Here is a 17,011-nt window from a genome sequence, read left to right as displayed (position 1 = left end):
ATGGCGGGGACGATGCGCGCGCCCCGCCAGTCGGTCAAGCCGCGAAGAAGTCGGCGATCGCACGCCCCAGCTCGGGCCGGGTGACGGCGCTCATATGGTTGCCGGGGACCTCCACGAAGGTGGCGTGCGGCAGCATGTCCGCCAGCTCGTGCGCCGAGCCGTTATGATCGTCCTCGGCCCCGGCGACGACCAGCGTCTCCTCGGTGAGCCGCGCCAGATGCTCTTCCTGCGTGTCGACAAAGGTGTCGAGGATCGGCAGCAGCGCGGCGGGATCGGCCTTGGTGGTCTTGAGGAAGGCCTCGGTCAGCCATTCGCTCGAGCCGCGCTCGAAGCTGCCGAGATTGGTGAGCACCCGGCGGAAATAGGTGCCCGTGCGCGAAGCTGCGACGATGCCCGCCAGCCCCATGCCGGCCAGCATCACCTTGCGCGGCGTGGCGCCCCCATCGACGATCATCCGCACCGTGGTGCGCGCGCCGAGCGAATAGCCGCCCAGGTCGTAATCGGCGAGGCCGAGATGCGCGACCAGCGCCAGCGCGTCGCGCATCGTCACGTCGGGCGGATAGCTGGCCGCGTCGTGCGGCGCCGCGCTCTGCCCATGGCCGCGCAGATCCGGCATGATCACCCGGAAACCCTTCTCCGCCAGCTTCGCGGCATGGCCGTACTTGATCCAGTTGACCTCCGCGGTGGAGGCATAGCCGTGGATCAGCATCGCGTCCCGGCCCTGCCCCATCTCGGTCCAGGCGAGCTCGACGCCGTCGAAGCTGCGGAAGCGATGCGTTTCAGTCGGGAAGTTTGCCAACGGAGTCCATCCAGCGCTTGACGAGTTGGGGATTGTCGTCGGTCCGGTATCGAGTGAGGCCGGTTGTGTCGAGCCACTGTTCGTGCATGCTCTCCACGCCGAAATGATGGACCGGGCGGAAACGGTGGGGCGCGTCGAAGCTGCCCACCGTCAGGTCCATGTTCGCGCTGTCCGGGAACTCGAAGCTGAGCGGCGTGCCGCAGTCGCCGCAAAAGCCGCGGACGGCGATCGGGGACGCGGCGTAGCGATCGGGCTCGCCTTCCCAGCGCACATCGGCCTTTTTCAGGTTCTTGAACGCGATCGAGACGCCGCCCGTGGCACGCTGGCACATGCGGCAATGGCAGAGATAGGCATTGTCGTCCGCCACCCGCGCCACATAGCGCACCCGTCCGCACTGGCATCCGCCGGTCATTTCCTCCGCCATGGCTCGCCCTCCTGTTTCGCGCGTTGCAATTGGTGCGTCGCACAATGCAATCACGTTGCCGATTGAAATCTATAAGTATGCTTATTATGTGCTGCGCATGACCGAAAGTCTGGGCTTCCTTCTTAGCGATGTCTCGCGCCTGCTGCGCCGCCGTTTCGACGAGCGGGCGCGCACCAGCGGCGCGAGCGTGGCGCAGTGGCGGGTGCTCAAGATCCTGGCGCGCAGCCCCGGCCTCAACCAGGGCCAGCTGGCCGAGGCGCTCGAGGTGGAGCCGATCACCGCCTGCCGGATGATCGACCGGCTGGAGGAGGCCGGCTTTGTCGAGCGCCGCCGCGATCCCGCCGATCGCCGCGCCTGGCGCATCCACCTGACCGACAAGGCCGCGCCGGTGCTCGACGAGCTCCACGTGCTCGCGGCCCATCTGATCGAAGAGACGCTTCAGGGGTTCAGCACCCGGCAGCGCGAGGAGCTTATCGCGGCGCTCGAGAGGCTCCGCGCGAACCTTACCACCGTTCAAGAGGGCAACGAGGCCGCACATGGCTGACGCAGATCCGAAGATCGAAAAGTCCGAAGAGACCAAGATCACCATCCCGACCGAAGGCACCACCGTGCCCGAGGCGCCGGCGGCCAAGCCGAAGCGCAGCCTGCTGCGCCCATTGCTGATGTTCGGCGTGCCGGCGATCCTGCTCGCGGTCATGGGCTATTTCTACTTCACCGGCGGCAACAGCGTCTCCACCGACAATGCCTATGTCCAGCAGGACAAGAGCTCGGTGTCGACCGATGTGGCGGGCCGCATCGTCGAAGTGGGCGTGAAGGAGAACCAGGCGGTCAAGGCCGGCGACCTGCTCTTCCGCATCGATCCCGCGCCCTATCGGATCGCCGTGTCCCAGGCCCAGGCCGCGATCGCCGCGGCACAGGTGCAGCTCAACACCGACCAGGTGAGCTATCAGGGCAAGGGCGCGGACATCCAGGCCGCGCACGACGCGATCCAGAACGCCCAGGAGAATTACGACCGCCAGAACGCGCTGATGAAACAGGGCTTCACCACCCGCGCCAATTTCCAGGCGGCCCAGCACGCGCTGGAGCAGGCCCGCGCCCAGCTGCAGAATGCCCAGGCGAACGCCGCCGAGGCCCGCGCCAAGATCGCCACCGGTGCGGCAGTGCCCGGCGAGAACCCGGCGATCGCCGCCGCCCGCGTCCAGCTCGCCAAGGCGCTGCTCGACCTGCAGCGGACCGAGGTGCGCGCGCCGGTGAGCGGCATCGTCAGCCAGACGCAGAGCCTGCAGGTGGGCCAGCAGATGATCACCGGCCTCGCCGCCGTGACGATCGTCTCGGACCGGCCGGCCTGGGTCGCCGCGAACTTCAAGGAGACCGATCTCAACAAGATGCGGGTCGGCCAGTGCGCGGTCGTCAGCCTCGATGCCTATCCGGGCCTGAAGCTGAAGGGCCATGTCGAATCGCTCGGCGCCGGCACCGGCTCCGAATTCTCGGTGCTCCCCGCCCAGAACGCCAATGGCAATTGGGTGAAGGTCACCCAGCGCGTGCCGGTGCGCGTCGCGATCGACGACAAGAGCCCGCGCGCGCTGATCGCCGGCCTCTCCGCCGATGTGAAGGTGGTGTTCAAGGGCGCGTGCAACTGAAATGGCGACGGCAGCCCCCGGCCGCGCCACCAGGGCGGGTGAGGCGTCTCCCCCCACGCCTCCCCGCCCGCAAGCTGCCCCTCCGGGCGGCGGCGGCGGGGCCGCCCTCCCGGTAAAGTACAAGGGCCTGCTCACGCTCGGCGTCATGATGGCGACGATCATGCAGATCCTCGACACGACGATCGCCAACGTCGCCATCCCGCACATGCAGGCGTCGCTGGGCGCCACCCGCGACACGATCAACTGGGTGCTGACGAGCTATATCGTCGCCTCGGCCATCGCGATCCCGATCACCGGCTGGCTCTCCGACCGGATCGGCTCGCGCAACCTGTTCCTGATCGCCACCGTCGGCTTCGTCATCGCCTCCGCCATGTGCGGCGCGGCGCAGACGCTGGAGGAGATGGTCGCCTTCCGCATCCTCCAGGGCATCACGGCGGCGTTCCTCAACCCCCTGAGCCAGACGGTGATGCTCGACATCAACGCGCCCAAGGACCAGCCCAAGGCGATGTCGATCTGGGGCATGGGCATCATGGTCGGCCCGATCATGGGCCCGCTGATCGGCGGCTATCTGACCGACAATTTCAACTGGCGCTGGGTGTTCTACGTGAACCTGCCCGTCGGCGTGGTGTGCTTCGCCATCCTGTGGTGGCTGCTGCCCTCGCGCCCGATCCGCAGGCGCTCGTTCGACATCTTCGGCTTCACCCTGCTCTCGCTGGGCATCGCCTCGCTCCAGCTGATGCTCGATCGCGGGCAGGACCAGGACTGGTTCTCCTCGACCGAGATCTGGATCGAGATGCTCGTCGCGGTGATCGCGCTGTGGATGTTCGCCGTCCACCTCTTCACGGCGAAGAACCCGATGTTCGAGCGCGAGCTGTGGAAGCATCGCAATCTGGTGACCGGCATCTTCTTCATGCTGGTGATCGGCCTGGTGATGATGGCGACGATGGCGCTGCTGCCGCCGATGCTCCAGAATCTCTACGGCTATTCGGTGTTCCAGACCGGCATGCTGCTGATGCCGCGCGGCTTCGGCGTGGTGATCACCATGTTCGTCGGGGCGCAGCTGATCCAGCGCGGCTGGCTCGATCCGCGCTGGTCGGTGGGCATCGGCCTTACGATCGCCGCCGTTTCGCTATGGGAGATGTCGGGCTGGACGCTCGAGATGGGCAGCACGCCCTTCATCGTCTCGGGCTTCGTCCAGGGCCTGGGCCTGGGCCTGGTGTTCATGCCGCTGAACGGCCTCGCCTTTGCCGGCCTGCCCCCGCATTTCCGCACCGAGGGCTCGAGCCTGCTCAACCTGACCCGCAACATCGGCGCCTCGGTGGGCATCTCGGCGGTGAGCGCGATCCTTGCCCAGAACATCCAGCGCAGCCACCAATATCTGGGCGAGCATGTCACCGCGACGACGATGAACGGCCTGGGTTCGCTGGTACAGGGCATGGGCCAGCAAGGCGCGATGATCACCGGGCTGGTCGACGCCGAAGTGAACCGGCAGGCGGCGATGATCGCCTATCTCAACGATTTCTGGCTGATGGCGATCGTCACCGCGGTCAGCGTGCCGCTGGTGGTGCTGCTCCAGAAGCCGGGCGGGAAAGTGGAGAACGACCCGGCCGCGGCGGGGCATTAGTCTCCGTCCGCACCATCGGCTGCCACTGCACATAGGCCAGGCTGCGCCACGCCCATTCGAGCGGGCCGCTGACGAAATGGCGCATCCACAGATTGGCGAAACCGATCAGCAGGACGATCCCGACCGTCGAGATCGCCGCCATCTGCGCCCAGCCGAACCTGCCCCACAGATCAAAGCCCCAGGGCGCGAACAGGATATACATCCCCACGATCTGCTGAAGGAAATAGAGCGAGAAGGCCATGCGGCCGGGCGCCTTGAACACGCCCAGCACGGCGGCGCCCGCGCGGCGCTTCACCAGCAGGTTGACCAGCGCGAGATGGCCGAGCCCGATCGCGATGCGCGCGAACTCGCCCGTGATCCACAGGCTCCGCGGACCGGGCGCGAAGCTTAGCGTCTCGGCCAGCCCGATCGCGCGGGCGGTGAGCCCGAAGCCATAGCCGGCGACCAGCAGCCACAGATAGAAGCGCGCGCTCCTGAGCCCCTGGATCACGCCCCATTTCCACAGCGCGACGCCGATCAGCATCGTGCAGAACGCCTCGAACACGTCCCAGAGCAGCCATTCGTCGGCGAGATAGCTCCAATAATGCCAGGCGTTCTTCGCATAGGGCAGCCAGCCGCCCTGATGCGCCTGGCGCTCGCGGGCGACGGCGGCGGGATCGGGCGCGTGCACGGCCAGCCGGCGCCATTCGGTGCGCGCAGCGGCATCGGCGGGTGCCGGTGCCTCCCCTGCTCGCGCCCTGGCTTCGGCCGCCTCGACCCGCTGGGACAGCTCCGTGCGTGCGACATATTCGCGCGCGCCATATTCGGGGATGCCGAGCCCGGTGAGCACCGCCCAGCCCAGCCCCAGCGCGACCAGCGTCTTCGGGCCCAAAGTGCGGAACGGGAACAGGAACAGCGCGGCGAGCGCATAGATGTGCAGGATGTCGCCGGGCCAGAGCAGCACGAACACGTCGAACAGGCCGAAGGCGAGCAGCCACAGGTTGCGCCGGTAATAGAGATCGGCGACCGCCACCGGTCCATCGTGCGCCATTGCCTTGCGGGCCAGCACCATCATGCCAGCGCCGAACAGGAATTCGAGCAGGCAGCGCTGCGTCCCCGCGAAGAACAGGTTCACCGCCACCCAGGCATCGCGGTCCGCCGGCGTCCAGCCGATCAGCCGGACGTCGGCGGAGAAGGTCCAGACGCTCGCCGCCATATAGGGCACGTTGATGTAGAAGATGCCGAGGATCGCCAGCCCGCGCAGCATGTCGAGCACGTCGATGCGCGCCTTGCCGCGCACGGGCGCCAATCCGGCATTGCTCGTTTCGACCACCGTGCGACCCACCCGAGAGAAGCCGCCCTTCTAGCGCGGATCGGTCAATTCCCGGTAAAGATGCCGTTCGCCCTACGGTTTGCGCTTCGCCGCACCGTCTCGCTCAAGGCGCCGATCCCGGCTATGATCGGGCAACGGGAAGAGGGGAATGCACATGCGGATCAAGATACTCGCCATGGTTTCCGCCGCGCTCGCGCTGGGCGCCGCCGCGCCGCCGCGCCCCGCCCCCATCGAGCAGCTCGACGTGGCGCTGCACGAGCTCACGCCCGGCGGCGCGCAGTTCACCCTGGCCACCATCCCGGCCGGGGAGCGCGGCGTCTTCGCCCGCGCCCGGGTCGATCGCATCGAAGTGGATCCGGACGCGCTGGCGCTGGTCGAGGACCGGCAGAGCGCCCGGGCGCTCGCCGCGCTGCTGCTCAGCTATTATGCGATGCCCGATCCGGACCGGGTCTCGCACGGACCGTCCCGGATCGGCAGCATGGCCGCCGCGGCAGGCATGATCCTGCTGGGCACCCAGGTGATCGATCCGATGGACGACAAGTCGTACAGCCGCGAGGATCGCCAGCGCAAGATCGGCGGGCTCGGCTGGTTCCCCCCGGCCCGCATCGAGACCGGTGACGGCCCCATTCGCGCCTCGCGCCTGGTGGCGATGCTGAACCAGGCCGGCGGCTGCTCCGGCCCCCTCGCCGACCTGCTGGCCGATGCCGAGAAGCTGGGCAATCGCGAGGCGGCCAGCCTGGCCCGCCGCGTCCGCAAGGATCTGGGCCGCTCGATCTACCCGCCCGACTATAGCTGCGACGGCTGAGGCCCCGCCGGGCGGCCCCTTGGGGCGGGCAGGGCCCAAACAAGTATTTGATATTCTGCCGTCATCCCGGCCTTGAGCCGGGATCCCGCTTCTTCTTCCGTCCGTAAGGCAGCGAGACCCCGGCTCAAGGCCGGGGGGACGAGTCATTATTCGACGACCTCTTGGGAAACAGCAGCGCCACGAACTCTTCCATCGGGGCGCTTTCGGGCCATTGCGGCACATCGTCGGCAATCACGATCCAGGGCTGCTTGCGCTTCGCCCAGATATGCGCGCGCGGGACGAGTCCGTCGCTGCGATCGAGCGTGCCCGCGCGGAGCATCGCCACGTCCGGCCAGGCGCTGTTGCGATTGTAGATGCGGGTGTGGCAAATACCGCAGACGAACTGGCGCGATAGCGATCCGCCGGTGTTGGTGAAGCTATATTCGACCATCGGCCCGGTGGCCGCCAGCGCATCCGCGCGCACCGGCGCCTGCTGGGTGAAGGCGCTGCCCGCCCAGCTCTGGCATTTCAGGCAATGGCAGCAATAGACGGTCGGCAGATCGTCCATCGCCAGCGTGTAGCGGACGGCGCCGCAGCGGCAGCCGCCCGCGATCACGTCAGGCCGCCTTTTTGAGGTGGCGGCGGCCGAGCAGCTCGGCGATCTGGACCGCGTTCAGCGCCGCGCCCTTGCGCAGATTGTCCGAGACGCACCAGAGCGACAGGCCGTTCTCGACCGTCGGATCCTCGCGCACGCGGCTGATGAACGTCGCATATTCGCCGACGCACTCGATCGGCGTGACGTACCCGCCGTCCTCATGCTTGTCGACGAGCATCACGCCCGGCGCCTCGCGCAGGATGTTCTTCGCCTGCTGGGCCGAGATCTCGTCCTCGAACTCGATGTTGATCGCTTCCGAATGGCCGACGAACACCGGCACGCGCACGCAAGTGGCGGTGACCTTGATCTTCGGATCGAGGATCTTCTTGGTCTCGACCACCATCTTCCACTCTTCCTTGGTCGAGCCGTCGTCGAGGAAGCTGTCGATGTGCGGGATCACGTTGAAGGCGATCTGCTTGGTGAACTTCTTCGGCTCGGCCTGGTCGCCGACGAAGATGTTGCGGCTCTGCTCGAACAGCTCGTCCATGCCCGCCTTGCCCGCGCCGGAGACCGACTGATAGGTCGCGACCACGACGCGCTTGATCTTCGCGGCGTCATGGAGCGGCTTCAGCGCCACCACCATCTGCGCAGTCGAGCAATTGGGGTTGGCGATGATGTTGCGCGCCTTGTAGCCGTCGATCGCCTCCGGGTTCACTTCGGGCACGATCAGCGGCACGTCCGGGTCCATGCGATAGAGCGACGCATTGTCGATCACCGTGCAGCCCGCTGCGGCGAACTTCGGCGCGTAGAGCTTCGAGCCTTCCGAGCCGATCGCGAACAGCGCGATGTCCCAGCCCGTCGGATCGAAATGCTCGATGTTCTGGACTTTGTAGGTTTTGCCGGTCTCGCCGAAGTCGATAATATCGCCGGTCGAGCGCGACGACGCCAGCACGGCGAGATCGTCGATCGGGAATTCCCGCTCGGCCAGGATGTTCAACATTTCGCGCCCGACATTGCCGGTGGCGCCTGCGACGACGACACGGTAGCCCATCACATACTCCAGGGTGGAAACTGGGGCCGCGCTACGCCTATCGGTGCGGGTGCGCAAGCAAGCGCTGCTTGTTTCACGCCATGGCTCCGCTTTGGGCGATTTCGTCGGAGACATGTTTCACGCAATTTTGTTACGCACCGACAAAAGAGCGGAGGGGAACGATGCGTCGCATATTGACGATCCTGCTGATGGGGCTGAGCCTGGGCAGTTGCGCGGTGAAGGGCGCGCTCAAGCTCGACTGCGCCAATTTCGCCGCGTTCATCCATCCGATCGAGCTGACGCCGCTGGAGCGCCAGATCCGCGCGCTCGACCTGGAAACGCTGCCCCCCGCCCAGCGGGAGCTCGCCAACCGCCTCGCCGCCGCGGAGATCGCGCGGCTACGGGACGATCCCGCCTTCCTGGCTGCGCCCTCCGCCCCCGAACGGCCGATCCTGCTGCTCTCGGGCGGCGGCCAATGGGGGGCGTTCGGCGTGGGCCTGATGAACCAGCTGGCCGAGAACCGGCAATTCCCCGATTTCGCCGTGGTGACCGGGGTGAGCACCGGCGCGCTCCAGTCGCTGTTCGTCGGCGCGGGGCTCGACCGGCAGGACGGCGAAGGCGCGGCGATCCGCCAGGCGCTGGCCGCGGCCTATTCACCGGCCAGGGAGAGCGACATCGTTGATCGCGAGGGGCTGCAGGCGATGGCCGCGATCAACGGCGCGCTGGCCAATCTCAAGCCGCTCAGGCGCCGCTTCGAGCAGCGCATCTGCCCGGCGATCTACGACCCGAACTCCCCCGCGGGGCGGGCGGGCACCTGCATCGTCAAGACGCTTCGCGATGCCCGGAGCCGCAAGGTACTGCTCGGGCTGATCGAGGCGAATTCGGGCGAGTTCGGCTATATCGACGTCCAGGAACTGCTCGCCCCCTATGGCGACGGCCCGGCGGACCTCGCCCGGGCCACGCAGTGCCTGGCGGGCGCGGCGCTCGCCTCGGCCGCGGTGCCGGTTTTCTACCAGCAGGTCCGGGTCGGCGGGAAAACCTATTATGACGGCGGCGTGCGCCAGTCGGTGTTCCTCGCCTCGGTCGCCGATGCCCAGCGGCTGGCGGGCGCGCTGGTGCGCAAGGAGCGCGCGCAGTTGCTCGGCCGCCGGCCCGAGGCCGCGCCGCCGGTGCCGGGCGAAATCTACGTCATCCGCAACGGCCCCACCTGGCTGCCGCCCGACCAGCCAGTGATGCCGGGCCATCCCGCCGATATCGACACCCATGCCGATGCGCTGCGCGCCGTCCAGCGGAGCGAGGCGATCATGGTCAACCAGCTCGAGATCGGCTCGATCGCGGCACTGCGGCTCAGCCGGCCGGGCGGCGCGATCTGGTTCGTCAGTGCGGACGGCTATCGCAACTATACGCCGACCTATGACGCCGGCATCCGGTGCGGGCCGCTCAAGGAAGCGGCGCGCGGGGCGATGTTCGTCCCGGCCTTCATGCGCTGCATGATGGACTATGGCCGCAACCGCGCCACCGGCGGCGAGCCCTGGGTGGACCTGTGCCACTATGACGGCACCGAGACGCGCGCGGTATGCGGGCGGCCCGACGGGACGATGCCCGGTGCCGTGGGGCGGCGCTAACCTATCTTTGCCATCCGGGGACTATGCGCGGAACATTCGAGGAGGAGGAAACGACCATGACCGACGAAAGCGAAGACCAGCTGGCGATGGTTTCGGGCCGCGGCGCGATCCGCGTGCGTATCCACGGCGCGAGCGGCGACGAAATAGTGAGACTGATGGAGGATACCACTCGGTTCCTGCGCAGCCACGAACCCCTTCAAGGGCCTCATGATGCTGAAGATCTGGAGCTGAGTTTCAAGCGCCCCGATATCGGCGATTTCGTCATCGTCAGCGCAACTTACAGGAGCAGGTAGGGGGCGAGAAACCGCGGCCGGCGGCGAAAGCGCCCGGCCGCCATGGGACGGCGCCAGCGCGAAACATTCAAGGAGGAGGAAGCGACCATGACCGACGAAAGCGAAGGCCGGCTGGAGATGGTTTCGGGCCGCGGCGCGATCCGCGTGCGGATCCAGGGCGTGAAGATCAACGAAGCGGTGCAGCTGCTGGAGGATACCGCCCGGTTCGTGCGCAGCCAGGAGCCCCATCTCGTCGGGGCTGATGAGGATGAGCTGGAAATGATGTTCAAGCGCACCGCTCTCGGCGATTTCGTCATCGTCAGCATCGGCAGATGACGCGGAACGGCGGCCGGCGGCGAACTCGCCCGGCCGCCGCCGATGAGACGACCTAGTTCTTCGCCCCGGTCTTCCGCTCCAGGAAGTCGAGGATGGTGTTCCACAAGTGCACGCTGATGCCCGGGCCGCCGACCTTGTGGGTGTGGCCGGGGTAGAACATCATCTCGAACGGCACCTCGGCGCGCTGCAGCGTCGCCGCCAGCGCGGTGCTGTTCTCGAACACGACATTGTCGTCCGCCATGCCGTGGATCAGCAGCATCGGATCGGCGATCTTCGCAGCCTCGCCGATATTGTCCGAGGCCTTATAGGCTTCCGGCACCTTGTTCGGATCGCCCATGTAGCGCTCGGTATAATGGGTGTCGTACAATTCCCACTTGGTCACCGGCGCGCCGGCCACGCCCGCGGCGAACACGCCCGGCGCCTTTTCCAGCAGCTTGAGCGTCATATAGCCGCCATAGGACCAGCCATAGGTGACGACCTTGTTCGCATCCACATAGGGTAGCGTCTTGAGATAATTGGCGCCGGCCACCTGGTCCTCGACCTCGACCGAGCCCATCGCGTGCCAGATCTGGCTCTCGAAATCGACGCCGCGATTGGCCGAGCCGCGATTGTCGAGCTGGAACCAGATATAGCCGCGCGAGACCAGATATTGCGGGAGCGCGCCACCCCAGGCCTTGCTCACCTGCTGCGCGTGCGGGCCGCCATAATGCTGGAAGAATACCGGGTATTTCTTCCCCGGCTCCAGCTTCGGCGTGATCATCTCCCAGTGCAGCACCGAGCCGTCGGCCGCCTTGATCGTGCCGAAGCTGCGCTCGCGATGCGCCGCGAGATAGGCATTGTAGGGATGGTCCGCGGCAGTGACCGCATTCTCGTTCACCCAGGCGATGCGCTTGCCCGACGCATCCGCCAGATAGGTCTGGGCGGGCTGGTTCGGGTTCGAGCGCTTGACGATCGCATGCGTGCCGGAATCGTCCATCACCGCTTCGTTCCACCAGCCGGCTTCGGTGAGGCGCGTCACTGCCCCGCCCTTCCGATAGTCGACCGAATAGAGGTGCCGCTCGAGCACGCCGCCCTTGTTGCCGAGGAAGAAGACGCGCCCCCTGGCCTCGTCCACGCCGACGATGTCGGGAGTCACTTCCCAGTCGCCCTTGGTGATCTGGGCGAACTTGCCCTTGGCGAAGCGATAGAGATGGCCATGGCCGTCGCGCTCCGACCACCAGAGCAGGCTGCCGTCGGCGAGCGGGGTAAGCGCCTTGGAGAGGTTCACCCAGCTCCTGGCGCGCGCCTTCTCGCTGAACAGCAAGGTCGACTTGCCGGTGGCCGGATCGACCTGAAGCAGGTCGAGCACGGTCTGCTCGCGATTCTGGCGCTGGACGTAGAGCGTCTTCCCGTCCTGCGACCAGTCGACCCGGGCAAGATAGATATCGGCATCGGCACCGAGATCCACGCTCACCTTGTGGCCGCCGCCCGGATCCATCACATAGAGCGCGACCTTCGCATTGGGCGTGCCGGCCTTCGGATAGCGCTGCTGGAAGATCTGGGTGCCCTCGGCACCGATCGCGGCGCGAGTGACGATGCCCACCGGCGCCTCGTCGAAACGCTCGACCGCGACATATTTGTCGTCCGGCGACCACCAATAGCCTTTGAACCGCGCCATTTCCTCCTGCGCGACGAACTCGGCCTCGCCCCAATGGACGGTGCCCTGGCCATCGTCGGTGATGGCACGCGGTTCGCCGCCGGCCTGGCCCATCACGACCAGGTTCTGGTCCTGCACCCAGGACACATAGCCGCCGGCCGGACTGACCTCCGCATTGAGCTTGGGGCCGGGCCTGGCGGGCAGCCTGGCGATGCTGCCGTCGAGCCCGGCGCGATAGATCTCGCCTTCCAGCGGCACGAGCACCGACTTGCCGTCGGGCGCCCAGTCATAGGCGACGATGCCCTTGCTGCCGCCGATGCGCGCGCGCTCGCGCTGCATCTTCTCGGCCTCGGAAAGCACGGCCCCGGTGCCGACCTTCTTCGAATCGACGAGCATCCGCCATTCGCCGGTGCGCGTGTCCATCGCCCACAGGTCGAACCGTTCCTTCTCCTCGGCGCGGTTGCGCAGGAGCGTCAGGAACTTGCCGTCGGGCGAGAGCTTGGCCAGGCGCGGCTGCGGCCCGTTCAGATCGGGGCTGGCGAAGACCCGCTCGAGCGTGAGCCCCTTTGTCTGCGCCAAGGCGTCATTCGCCATCAGCGGCGCTCCCAGCATCGCAAGCCCGACCAGCCATTTCCGCATAGACCCCATTCTCCTTGAGGCAGCGTTATTGCGGGGGAACGCAGCGCGGTAAAGCCTGGGGGCGCGGCGAACTTCATGAATCTTGCGTTCGCCGGCAATAAAACCACAAGGCGATGTTTCATTTCGTTCGCGGCTCGCGCCGACATCGGACGCGTCCGGTTGATCGGGCCGCGGGACATTGATTACGATGCCGAAATGCAGATCAGACTGACCTTCGCCATGCTCCTGGCCTTCGCCGCGCCGGCCTTGACGGCTTCCCATGCCGCGCCCGCCGCACCCGCGGAATCCGGCCCGTCCGCGACCGTGGCGCCGGAAATTGTCCGCTCCGACCTCAAGCTTCTCTACGAAACGCTGCAGGAGGCGCATTTCGATCTCTACGTCCATCGCTCCAGGGCCGAATATGACAAGCTCTACCAGACGCTCCGGGACTCCATCCGGGGGCCGATGCGCTCGGTCGCGGTCGCGACGATGTTCCAGAAGTTCGTCGCCTATGGCAGGATCGGCCATGCGCGCGTCGATGCCCCGGTGGTCGAGTTCGTCACCTATCTCCACGGGGGCGGGACGCTGCTGCCCTTGTTCATCCGCGTCGACGGCAACCGGGTCCTGCTGACCGAGCCGGCGGAGGACAGCGGCAAGCTGCGCGCCGGCACCGAGATCATCGCCATCGACGGCAAACCCGTCCACCAAGTCCTGGATCATCTGAGCAGCTATGTCTCGGCGGAACGGCCATATATGGCCCATGCGCAGATGGAGGAGAGCTTTCCCGCGCTGTTGTGGCTCGATCGCGGACAGGTCGCATCGATCGAAGTGACGGCGATCGTCGCCGGGCGGCCCTTGACCCTTGCCGTGCCCGCGGTGACGCTTGCCCAGCGCCGCGCCCTGGCCGCGAAATATCCGACCGGAAGCTTCGCCACCGAATTCTCGGCCCGCGAATACAAGCCGCTCGGAAACGGGGTCGCCTATCTCCGGCCGGGCCCGTTCTTCAACACCGAGGAGCCGGCGGCCGGCTCCACGCCTTCCTACCAGGCGGCGTCGTTCATGGCCTTTATCGACGACAGCTTCCGCAAGATCCTGGCGAGCGGGGCCACGGACCTGATCCTCGACCTGCGCAACAATCCCGGCGGAGACAACAGCTTCAGCGACCCGATGATCGCGTGGTTCGCCACCCGGCCCTTCCGGTTCACCGCGTGCTTCACCCTGAAGGCCAGCGCCGCCACCAAGGCGGACTATGCCCGCCAGCGCGCGGCCGGAGCGCCGATCGATCCGTCCTTCGCCGGCCAGATGGATGCGGAGGCGCGTGCGCCGAACGGCACCCGCTACAAATATGATCTTCCCCTCGTCCAGCCGCACGGCGAACCCCGCTTCCACGGACGAGTATGGGCGTTGATCAACCGGCACAGCTATTCGAACGCGACCTCCGTCGCCGCGCTCATTCAGGACTATGGCTTCGGCAAGGTCATCGGAGAGGAAACTGCGGACGTGGCGTCCAACTTTGCGTCCGTCCAGTCCTTCACCCTGCCGGGCACGCAGATCGTGGTGACGTATCCCAAAAGCCATTTCCTCCGGCCGAACGGCAAGGACGATGTCTCCGGCGTGACCCCGGACATCGCGATCGCGCGACCGCCGATCGGCGCTGCGGAAGACCTGGTCCTGCAGCAGGCGCTTGCGCGCGTTCGGCAGCGCTAGGAGCGATCGCCCCGCCGGGCGACCTCCGCGCGCGGCGGCAAATTCGGGGCCGGGAGCGCCGTTGCCGCTCCCGGCCCTCGCAACTTACAGGCCGTCGACGCTCTTGCTGACCAGGACGTTCACCGCGACGCGGCGGTTCTGCGCCTTGCCTTCGGGCGTATCGTTGCTCGCCGCCGGATCGGCCTTGGCCATGCCCGTCGGAGTCAGCATGCGGTACGGCTTCCAACCGCAGACCTGCTGCAGATAGTTGATGACGCGGCCGGCACGCTTCTCGCTGAGCTCCTGGTTGAAGTCGTCGCTTCCGGTCGAATCCGTGTAGCCGACCACCAGCAGCAGGGCATTCTCCGTCTGTCCCGCCGAGTTCGCGGCGGTGCAGAGCTCGGCCTTGTCCTGCGCGGAGATATCCGTCTTGCCGACATCGAAGTGCACGTTCGTCGTGCTCTTGACGTTATACTTGTCGATGTCCGCCATGCGGCCGCGCAGCGCCTCCGTGGCCGCGGCCTGTTCCTCGAAGCGCTGGGACGTTCCGCTCTGGATCATCGTCGCGGTCCTGAGGTCGTTCTTCCGAAGACTGATCTGGCTCGCCACCAGCACACCGTCCGCTTGCATCGTCTTGACGGTGACCGGCAGTCCGTTGAGCAGCGCGTTCGGGGCAAGCTTGCTGCCACCGAACAGGCCGCCTCCCGCCTTGACCCGGGTCATGTCGGTGATGGCGATGGTCGTGCTGGCGCCATCGGCGGTGGTAACCTTCATCCTGTCGCCGGAACGCGCGGTGATGACGCCCTTGATCTCGGGCCCTTCGGTCATCGCGGCCGGGGCCGGACCGTTTACGACAATATTGGGATCGGGCACGTTCTGCTGCTGCTGCGCATATGCGCTGCCCGATGCCGATATGGCCAGCATGGCGACCAGGAAGCGAACCCCCTGCTTTTTGGAAATGACATGCATTGAGCAACCTCCTTCAAATTGCCCCCCACCGGTGTGCCTTGCGTGTTCGCGCAAAGCTGTCCGCCAGATGAACGAGCCCGGAGGCACCTCGGGCCGAGCGGATGGTTCGAGCGCGGCGTGCGACGAGCCGATGCGGCAGCCCTGCCCTAATCCAGTCCCAGCGCCACCTTGCGCGACACCAGGATGAAACGCGGGCCGGCGCCATTCGCTCCGGCGCGGTCGTCCGGATTGTAGAGCGCGCACTTCCCGAGGCTCAGGCAACCGCAGCCGATACAGCCGTCAAGATCGTCGAGCGTGCGCTGGAGCTGGGCCATCTGCACTTCGATCCGCTGGCGGATGCCGCTGCTGATCCGCGCCCAATCCTCGCCGGTGGGCGTGCGCCCCTCGGGCAGCTTGCGCAGCTCCTCCGCGATCTGCGGCAAGGTGAGACCCAGCTGCTGGGCGATCAGCGCGAAGGAGATGCGGCGGATGTCCGAGCGCAGGAACCTGCGCTGATTGCCGCGCGTGCGGATCGGATGGACGATCCCCTTCCCTTCGTAGAAGCGCACGGCCGACACCGCGATGCCGGTACGCGCCGCCAACTCGCCGATCGTCAGAAGCTCGTTCCCGCGCACCTCGATTTTCCCGCTTGACCTCAACCTAGGTTGAGGTTGTAGCTGCTCGCGGCATGGCATCCAACCGGAAAGGAAATCCATGTCCCAGCCCTATATCGAGCATGTAAACGTGACCGTGCGCAGCCCCGAGCGCGCGGCGAAGCTGCTCGGCGACCTGTTCGACTGGCATATTCGCTGGGAAGGCCCGGCGCGCGACGGCGGCCGCACCATCCATGTCGGCGACGACCGCACCTATCTCGCAGTCTACACGCCGCCCGAGACGCCCGATCAGGCGACCTTCGAGAAGGGCCGGCCGCTCAACCATGTCGGCATCCTGGTCGACGATCTCGACGAGATCGAGCGCCGGGTGGTGAAGGCCGGGCTGATCCCGTTCAACCATGCCGATTACGATCCCGGCCGGCGTTTCTATTTCCTCGACCATGACGGGACCGAGTTCGAGATCGTCAGCTACGCCTAAACATCTGACTAACCATCAATTTCCTGAAACCCACGGACGGTGCGCCGGGTTTTTCGCCGCAAGGATTTGCGAGGAGAGCCCAGCGTGACCACCAATCATGACGTGTCCAAGCTCGACGACCTGATCGTCACCACGATCGACAGCGTGCGCGGCTATGAGCATTCGGCCAGGCACGCCGATGCCGGCCGCTTCGCCCGCTTCTTCACGGACATGGCGGGGGAGCGCCGCCGCGTGATCGACGCGCTTTCGGCCAAGAGCCGCGAACTGGGCGGCACGCCGGCCGAATATGGCTCGACCGCGGCGACGATCCATCGCCGGGTGGAGGATCTGCGCCGGGTGCTGGGCGGCGGCGACGAAGCGATCCTGAGCGAGATCGAGCGCGGCGAGGACTATCTGAAGGAAGAGTTCGATCGGGTACTGGCGGACGAGCGCATGTCGCCAGGCGCGATGGGCGTCGTCCGGGAGTGCTATGCCTCGGTGCTCCGAGGCCATGACACGGCCAGGAAGCTGCGGGACCTGCTGCAGGCAGCGGACTGAACCCGGAACGCGCGCGGTGCCCCTTCGCGCGGATGCCTTGTTTCGGCGACGAT

The 17,011-nt window shown here is 66.7% G+C and carries 18 protein-coding genes; 10 read left to right on the top strand and 8 right to left on the bottom strand.

Annotated features, from left to right (window positions below; genetic code table 11):
* Positions 1 to 34: 34 nt before the first annotated feature.
* Positions 35 to 799 carry an alpha/beta fold hydrolase gene (locus ACIQCS_RS06890; protein WP_345851300.1) on the bottom strand — a complete coding sequence of 255 codons (765 nt, stop codon included), beginning with the start codon at positions 797 to 799 and terminating at the stop codon, positions 35 to 37.
* Entirely contained in the window at positions 780 to 1,223 is a 444-nt protein-coding gene (locus ACIQCS_RS06885; RefSeq protein WP_345851298.1) for a GFA family protein, read from the bottom strand. The genes ACIQCS_RS06890 and ACIQCS_RS06885 overlap by 20 nt, the downstream gene beginning before the upstream one ends.
* Before the next feature lie 97 nt (positions 1,224 to 1,320).
* Here ACIQCS_RS06885 and ACIQCS_RS06880 point away from each other — a divergent pair, with 97 nt between their 5' ends.
* Genes ACIQCS_RS06880 through ACIQCS_RS06870 form a run of 3 tightly spaced genes read left to right on the top strand, consistent with a single transcriptional unit; the run spans position 1,321 to position 4,487 of the window.
* Positions 1,321 to 1,767 carry a MarR family transcriptional regulator gene (locus ACIQCS_RS06880; RefSeq protein ID WP_345851296.1) on the top strand — a complete coding sequence of 149 codons (447 nt, stop codon included), beginning with the start codon at positions 1,321 to 1,323 and terminating at the stop codon, positions 1,765 to 1,767.
* Positions 1,760 to 2,863: an HlyD family secretion protein gene (locus ACIQCS_RS06875; RefSeq protein ID WP_345851295.1), complete on the top strand. Its 1,104-nt coding sequence runs from the start codon at positions 1,760 to 1,762 to the stop codon at positions 2,861 to 2,863. Before ACIQCS_RS06880 ends, ACIQCS_RS06875 begins: the two co-directional genes overlap by 8 nt.
* Position 2,864: 1 nt before the next feature.
* Positions 2,865 to 4,487, top strand: coding sequence for a DHA2 family efflux MFS transporter permease subunit (locus ACIQCS_RS06870; RefSeq protein WP_345851294.1), 1,623 nt, complete (start codon positions 2,865 to 2,867; stop codon positions 4,485 to 4,487).
* Here ACIQCS_RS06870 and ACIQCS_RS06865 read toward each other — a convergent pair.
* Positions 4,411 to 5,799: a DUF418 domain-containing protein gene (locus ACIQCS_RS06865; RefSeq protein ID WP_345851293.1), complete on the bottom strand. Its 1,389-nt coding sequence runs from the start codon at positions 5,797 to 5,799 to the stop codon at positions 4,411 to 4,413. The two genes, ACIQCS_RS06870 and ACIQCS_RS06865, sit on opposite strands and share 77 nt — an antisense overlap.
* 154 nt (positions 5,800 to 5,953) lie before the next feature.
* On the opposite strand from ACIQCS_RS06865, the gene ACIQCS_RS06860 reads away from it, so the two are divergent.
* Positions 5,954 to 6,604: a hypothetical protein gene (locus ACIQCS_RS06860; protein ID WP_345851292.1), complete on the top strand. Its 651-nt coding sequence runs from the start codon at positions 5,954 to 5,956 to the stop codon at positions 6,602 to 6,604.
* A 124-nt stretch (positions 6,605 to 6,728) separates the two neighbouring features.
* On the opposite strand, the gene ACIQCS_RS06855 is transcribed toward ACIQCS_RS06860, so the two are convergent.
* Together ACIQCS_RS06855 and ACIQCS_RS06850 are read right to left on the bottom strand one after the other, a co-directional pair.
* Entirely contained in the window at positions 6,729 to 7,199 is a 471-nt protein-coding gene (locus ACIQCS_RS06855) for a GFA family protein (RefSeq protein ID WP_345851291.1), read from the bottom strand.
* Between the two features lies 1 nt (position 7,200).
* Positions 7,201 to 8,229, bottom strand: a complete 1,029-nt coding sequence (locus tag ACIQCS_RS06850) for an aspartate-semialdehyde dehydrogenase (RefSeq protein WP_345851290.1) — start codon at positions 8,227 to 8,229, stop codon at positions 7,201 to 7,203.
* A gap of 161 nt (positions 8,230 to 8,390) precedes the next feature.
* Here ACIQCS_RS06850 and ACIQCS_RS06845 point away from each other — a divergent pair, with 161 nt between their 5' ends.
* The 3 genes from ACIQCS_RS06845 (at position 8,391) to ACIQCS_RS06835 (ending at position 10,441) form a co-directional block, all read left to right on the top strand.
* Entirely contained in the window at positions 8,391 to 9,833 is a 1,443-nt protein-coding gene (locus ACIQCS_RS06845) for a patatin-like phospholipase family protein (RefSeq protein WP_345851288.1), read from the top strand.
* Positions 9,834 to 9,889: 56 nt separating this feature from the next.
* Positions 9,890 to 10,126 carry a hypothetical protein gene (locus ACIQCS_RS06840; RefSeq protein WP_345851287.1) on the top strand — a complete coding sequence of 79 codons (237 nt, stop codon included), beginning with the start codon at positions 9,890 to 9,892 and terminating at the stop codon, positions 10,124 to 10,126.
* A gap of 87 nt (positions 10,127 to 10,213) precedes the next feature.
* Complete coding sequence (locus ACIQCS_RS06835; RefSeq protein ID WP_401530400.1) at positions 10,214 to 10,441, top strand: hypothetical protein; 228 nt, start codon at positions 10,214 to 10,216, stop codon at positions 10,439 to 10,441.
* A gap of 52 nt (positions 10,442 to 10,493) precedes the next feature.
* Here the strand turns inward: ACIQCS_RS06835 and ACIQCS_RS06830 are convergent, their stop codons facing one another.
* On the bottom strand, positions 10,494 to 12,716 hold the full coding sequence (locus ACIQCS_RS06830; protein WP_345851283.1) for a S9 family peptidase: 2,223 nt from the start codon (positions 12,714 to 12,716) through the stop codon (positions 10,494 to 10,496).
* Between the two features lie 195 nt (positions 12,717 to 12,911).
* On the opposite strand from ACIQCS_RS06830, the gene ACIQCS_RS06825 reads away from it, so the two are divergent.
* On the top strand, positions 12,912 to 14,402 hold the full coding sequence (locus tag ACIQCS_RS06825) for a S41 family peptidase (RefSeq protein ID WP_345851281.1): 1,491 nt from the start codon (positions 12,912 to 12,914) through the stop codon (positions 14,400 to 14,402).
* A gap of 84 nt (positions 14,403 to 14,486) precedes the next feature.
* Here the strand turns inward: ACIQCS_RS06825 and ACIQCS_RS06820 are convergent, their stop codons facing one another.
* Positions 14,487 to 15,350 carry an OmpA family protein gene (locus ACIQCS_RS06820; RefSeq protein ID WP_345851280.1) on the bottom strand — a complete coding sequence of 288 codons (864 nt, stop codon included), beginning with the start codon at positions 15,348 to 15,350 and terminating at the stop codon, positions 14,487 to 14,489.
* A 146-nt stretch (positions 15,351 to 15,496) separates the two neighbouring features.
* Positions 15,497 to 15,964 carry a redox-sensitive transcriptional activator SoxR gene (gene soxR / locus ACIQCS_RS06815; RefSeq protein WP_345851278.1) on the bottom strand — a complete coding sequence of 156 codons (468 nt, stop codon included), beginning with the start codon at positions 15,962 to 15,964 and terminating at the stop codon, positions 15,497 to 15,499.
* A 79-nt stretch (positions 15,965 to 16,043) separates the two neighbouring features.
* Between soxR and ACIQCS_RS06810 the strand changes: the two genes are divergently transcribed.
* Both ACIQCS_RS06810 and ACIQCS_RS06805 read left to right on the top strand, forming a co-directional pair.
* Complete coding sequence (locus ACIQCS_RS06810; protein ID WP_280278625.1) at positions 16,044 to 16,421, top strand: VOC family protein; 378 nt, start codon at positions 16,044 to 16,046, stop codon at positions 16,419 to 16,421.
* 84 nt (positions 16,422 to 16,505) lie between these two features.
* Positions 16,506 to 16,958 (top strand): PA2169 family four-helix-bundle protein, encoded by a 453-nt coding sequence (locus tag ACIQCS_RS06805; protein WP_345851277.1) that lies wholly within the window; start codon positions 16,506 to 16,508, stop codon positions 16,956 to 16,958.
* Positions 16,959 to 17,011 lie beyond the last annotated feature (53 nt).

Source organism: Sphingomonas sp. NPDC092440 (assembly GCF_044754985.1).
Lineage (GTDB): Bacteria > Pseudomonadota > Alphaproteobacteria > Sphingomonadales > Sphingomonadaceae > Sphingomonas.
Note: the sequence above shows the minus strand (reverse complement) of the source record. Positions and strands in the feature narration are given on the sequence as shown.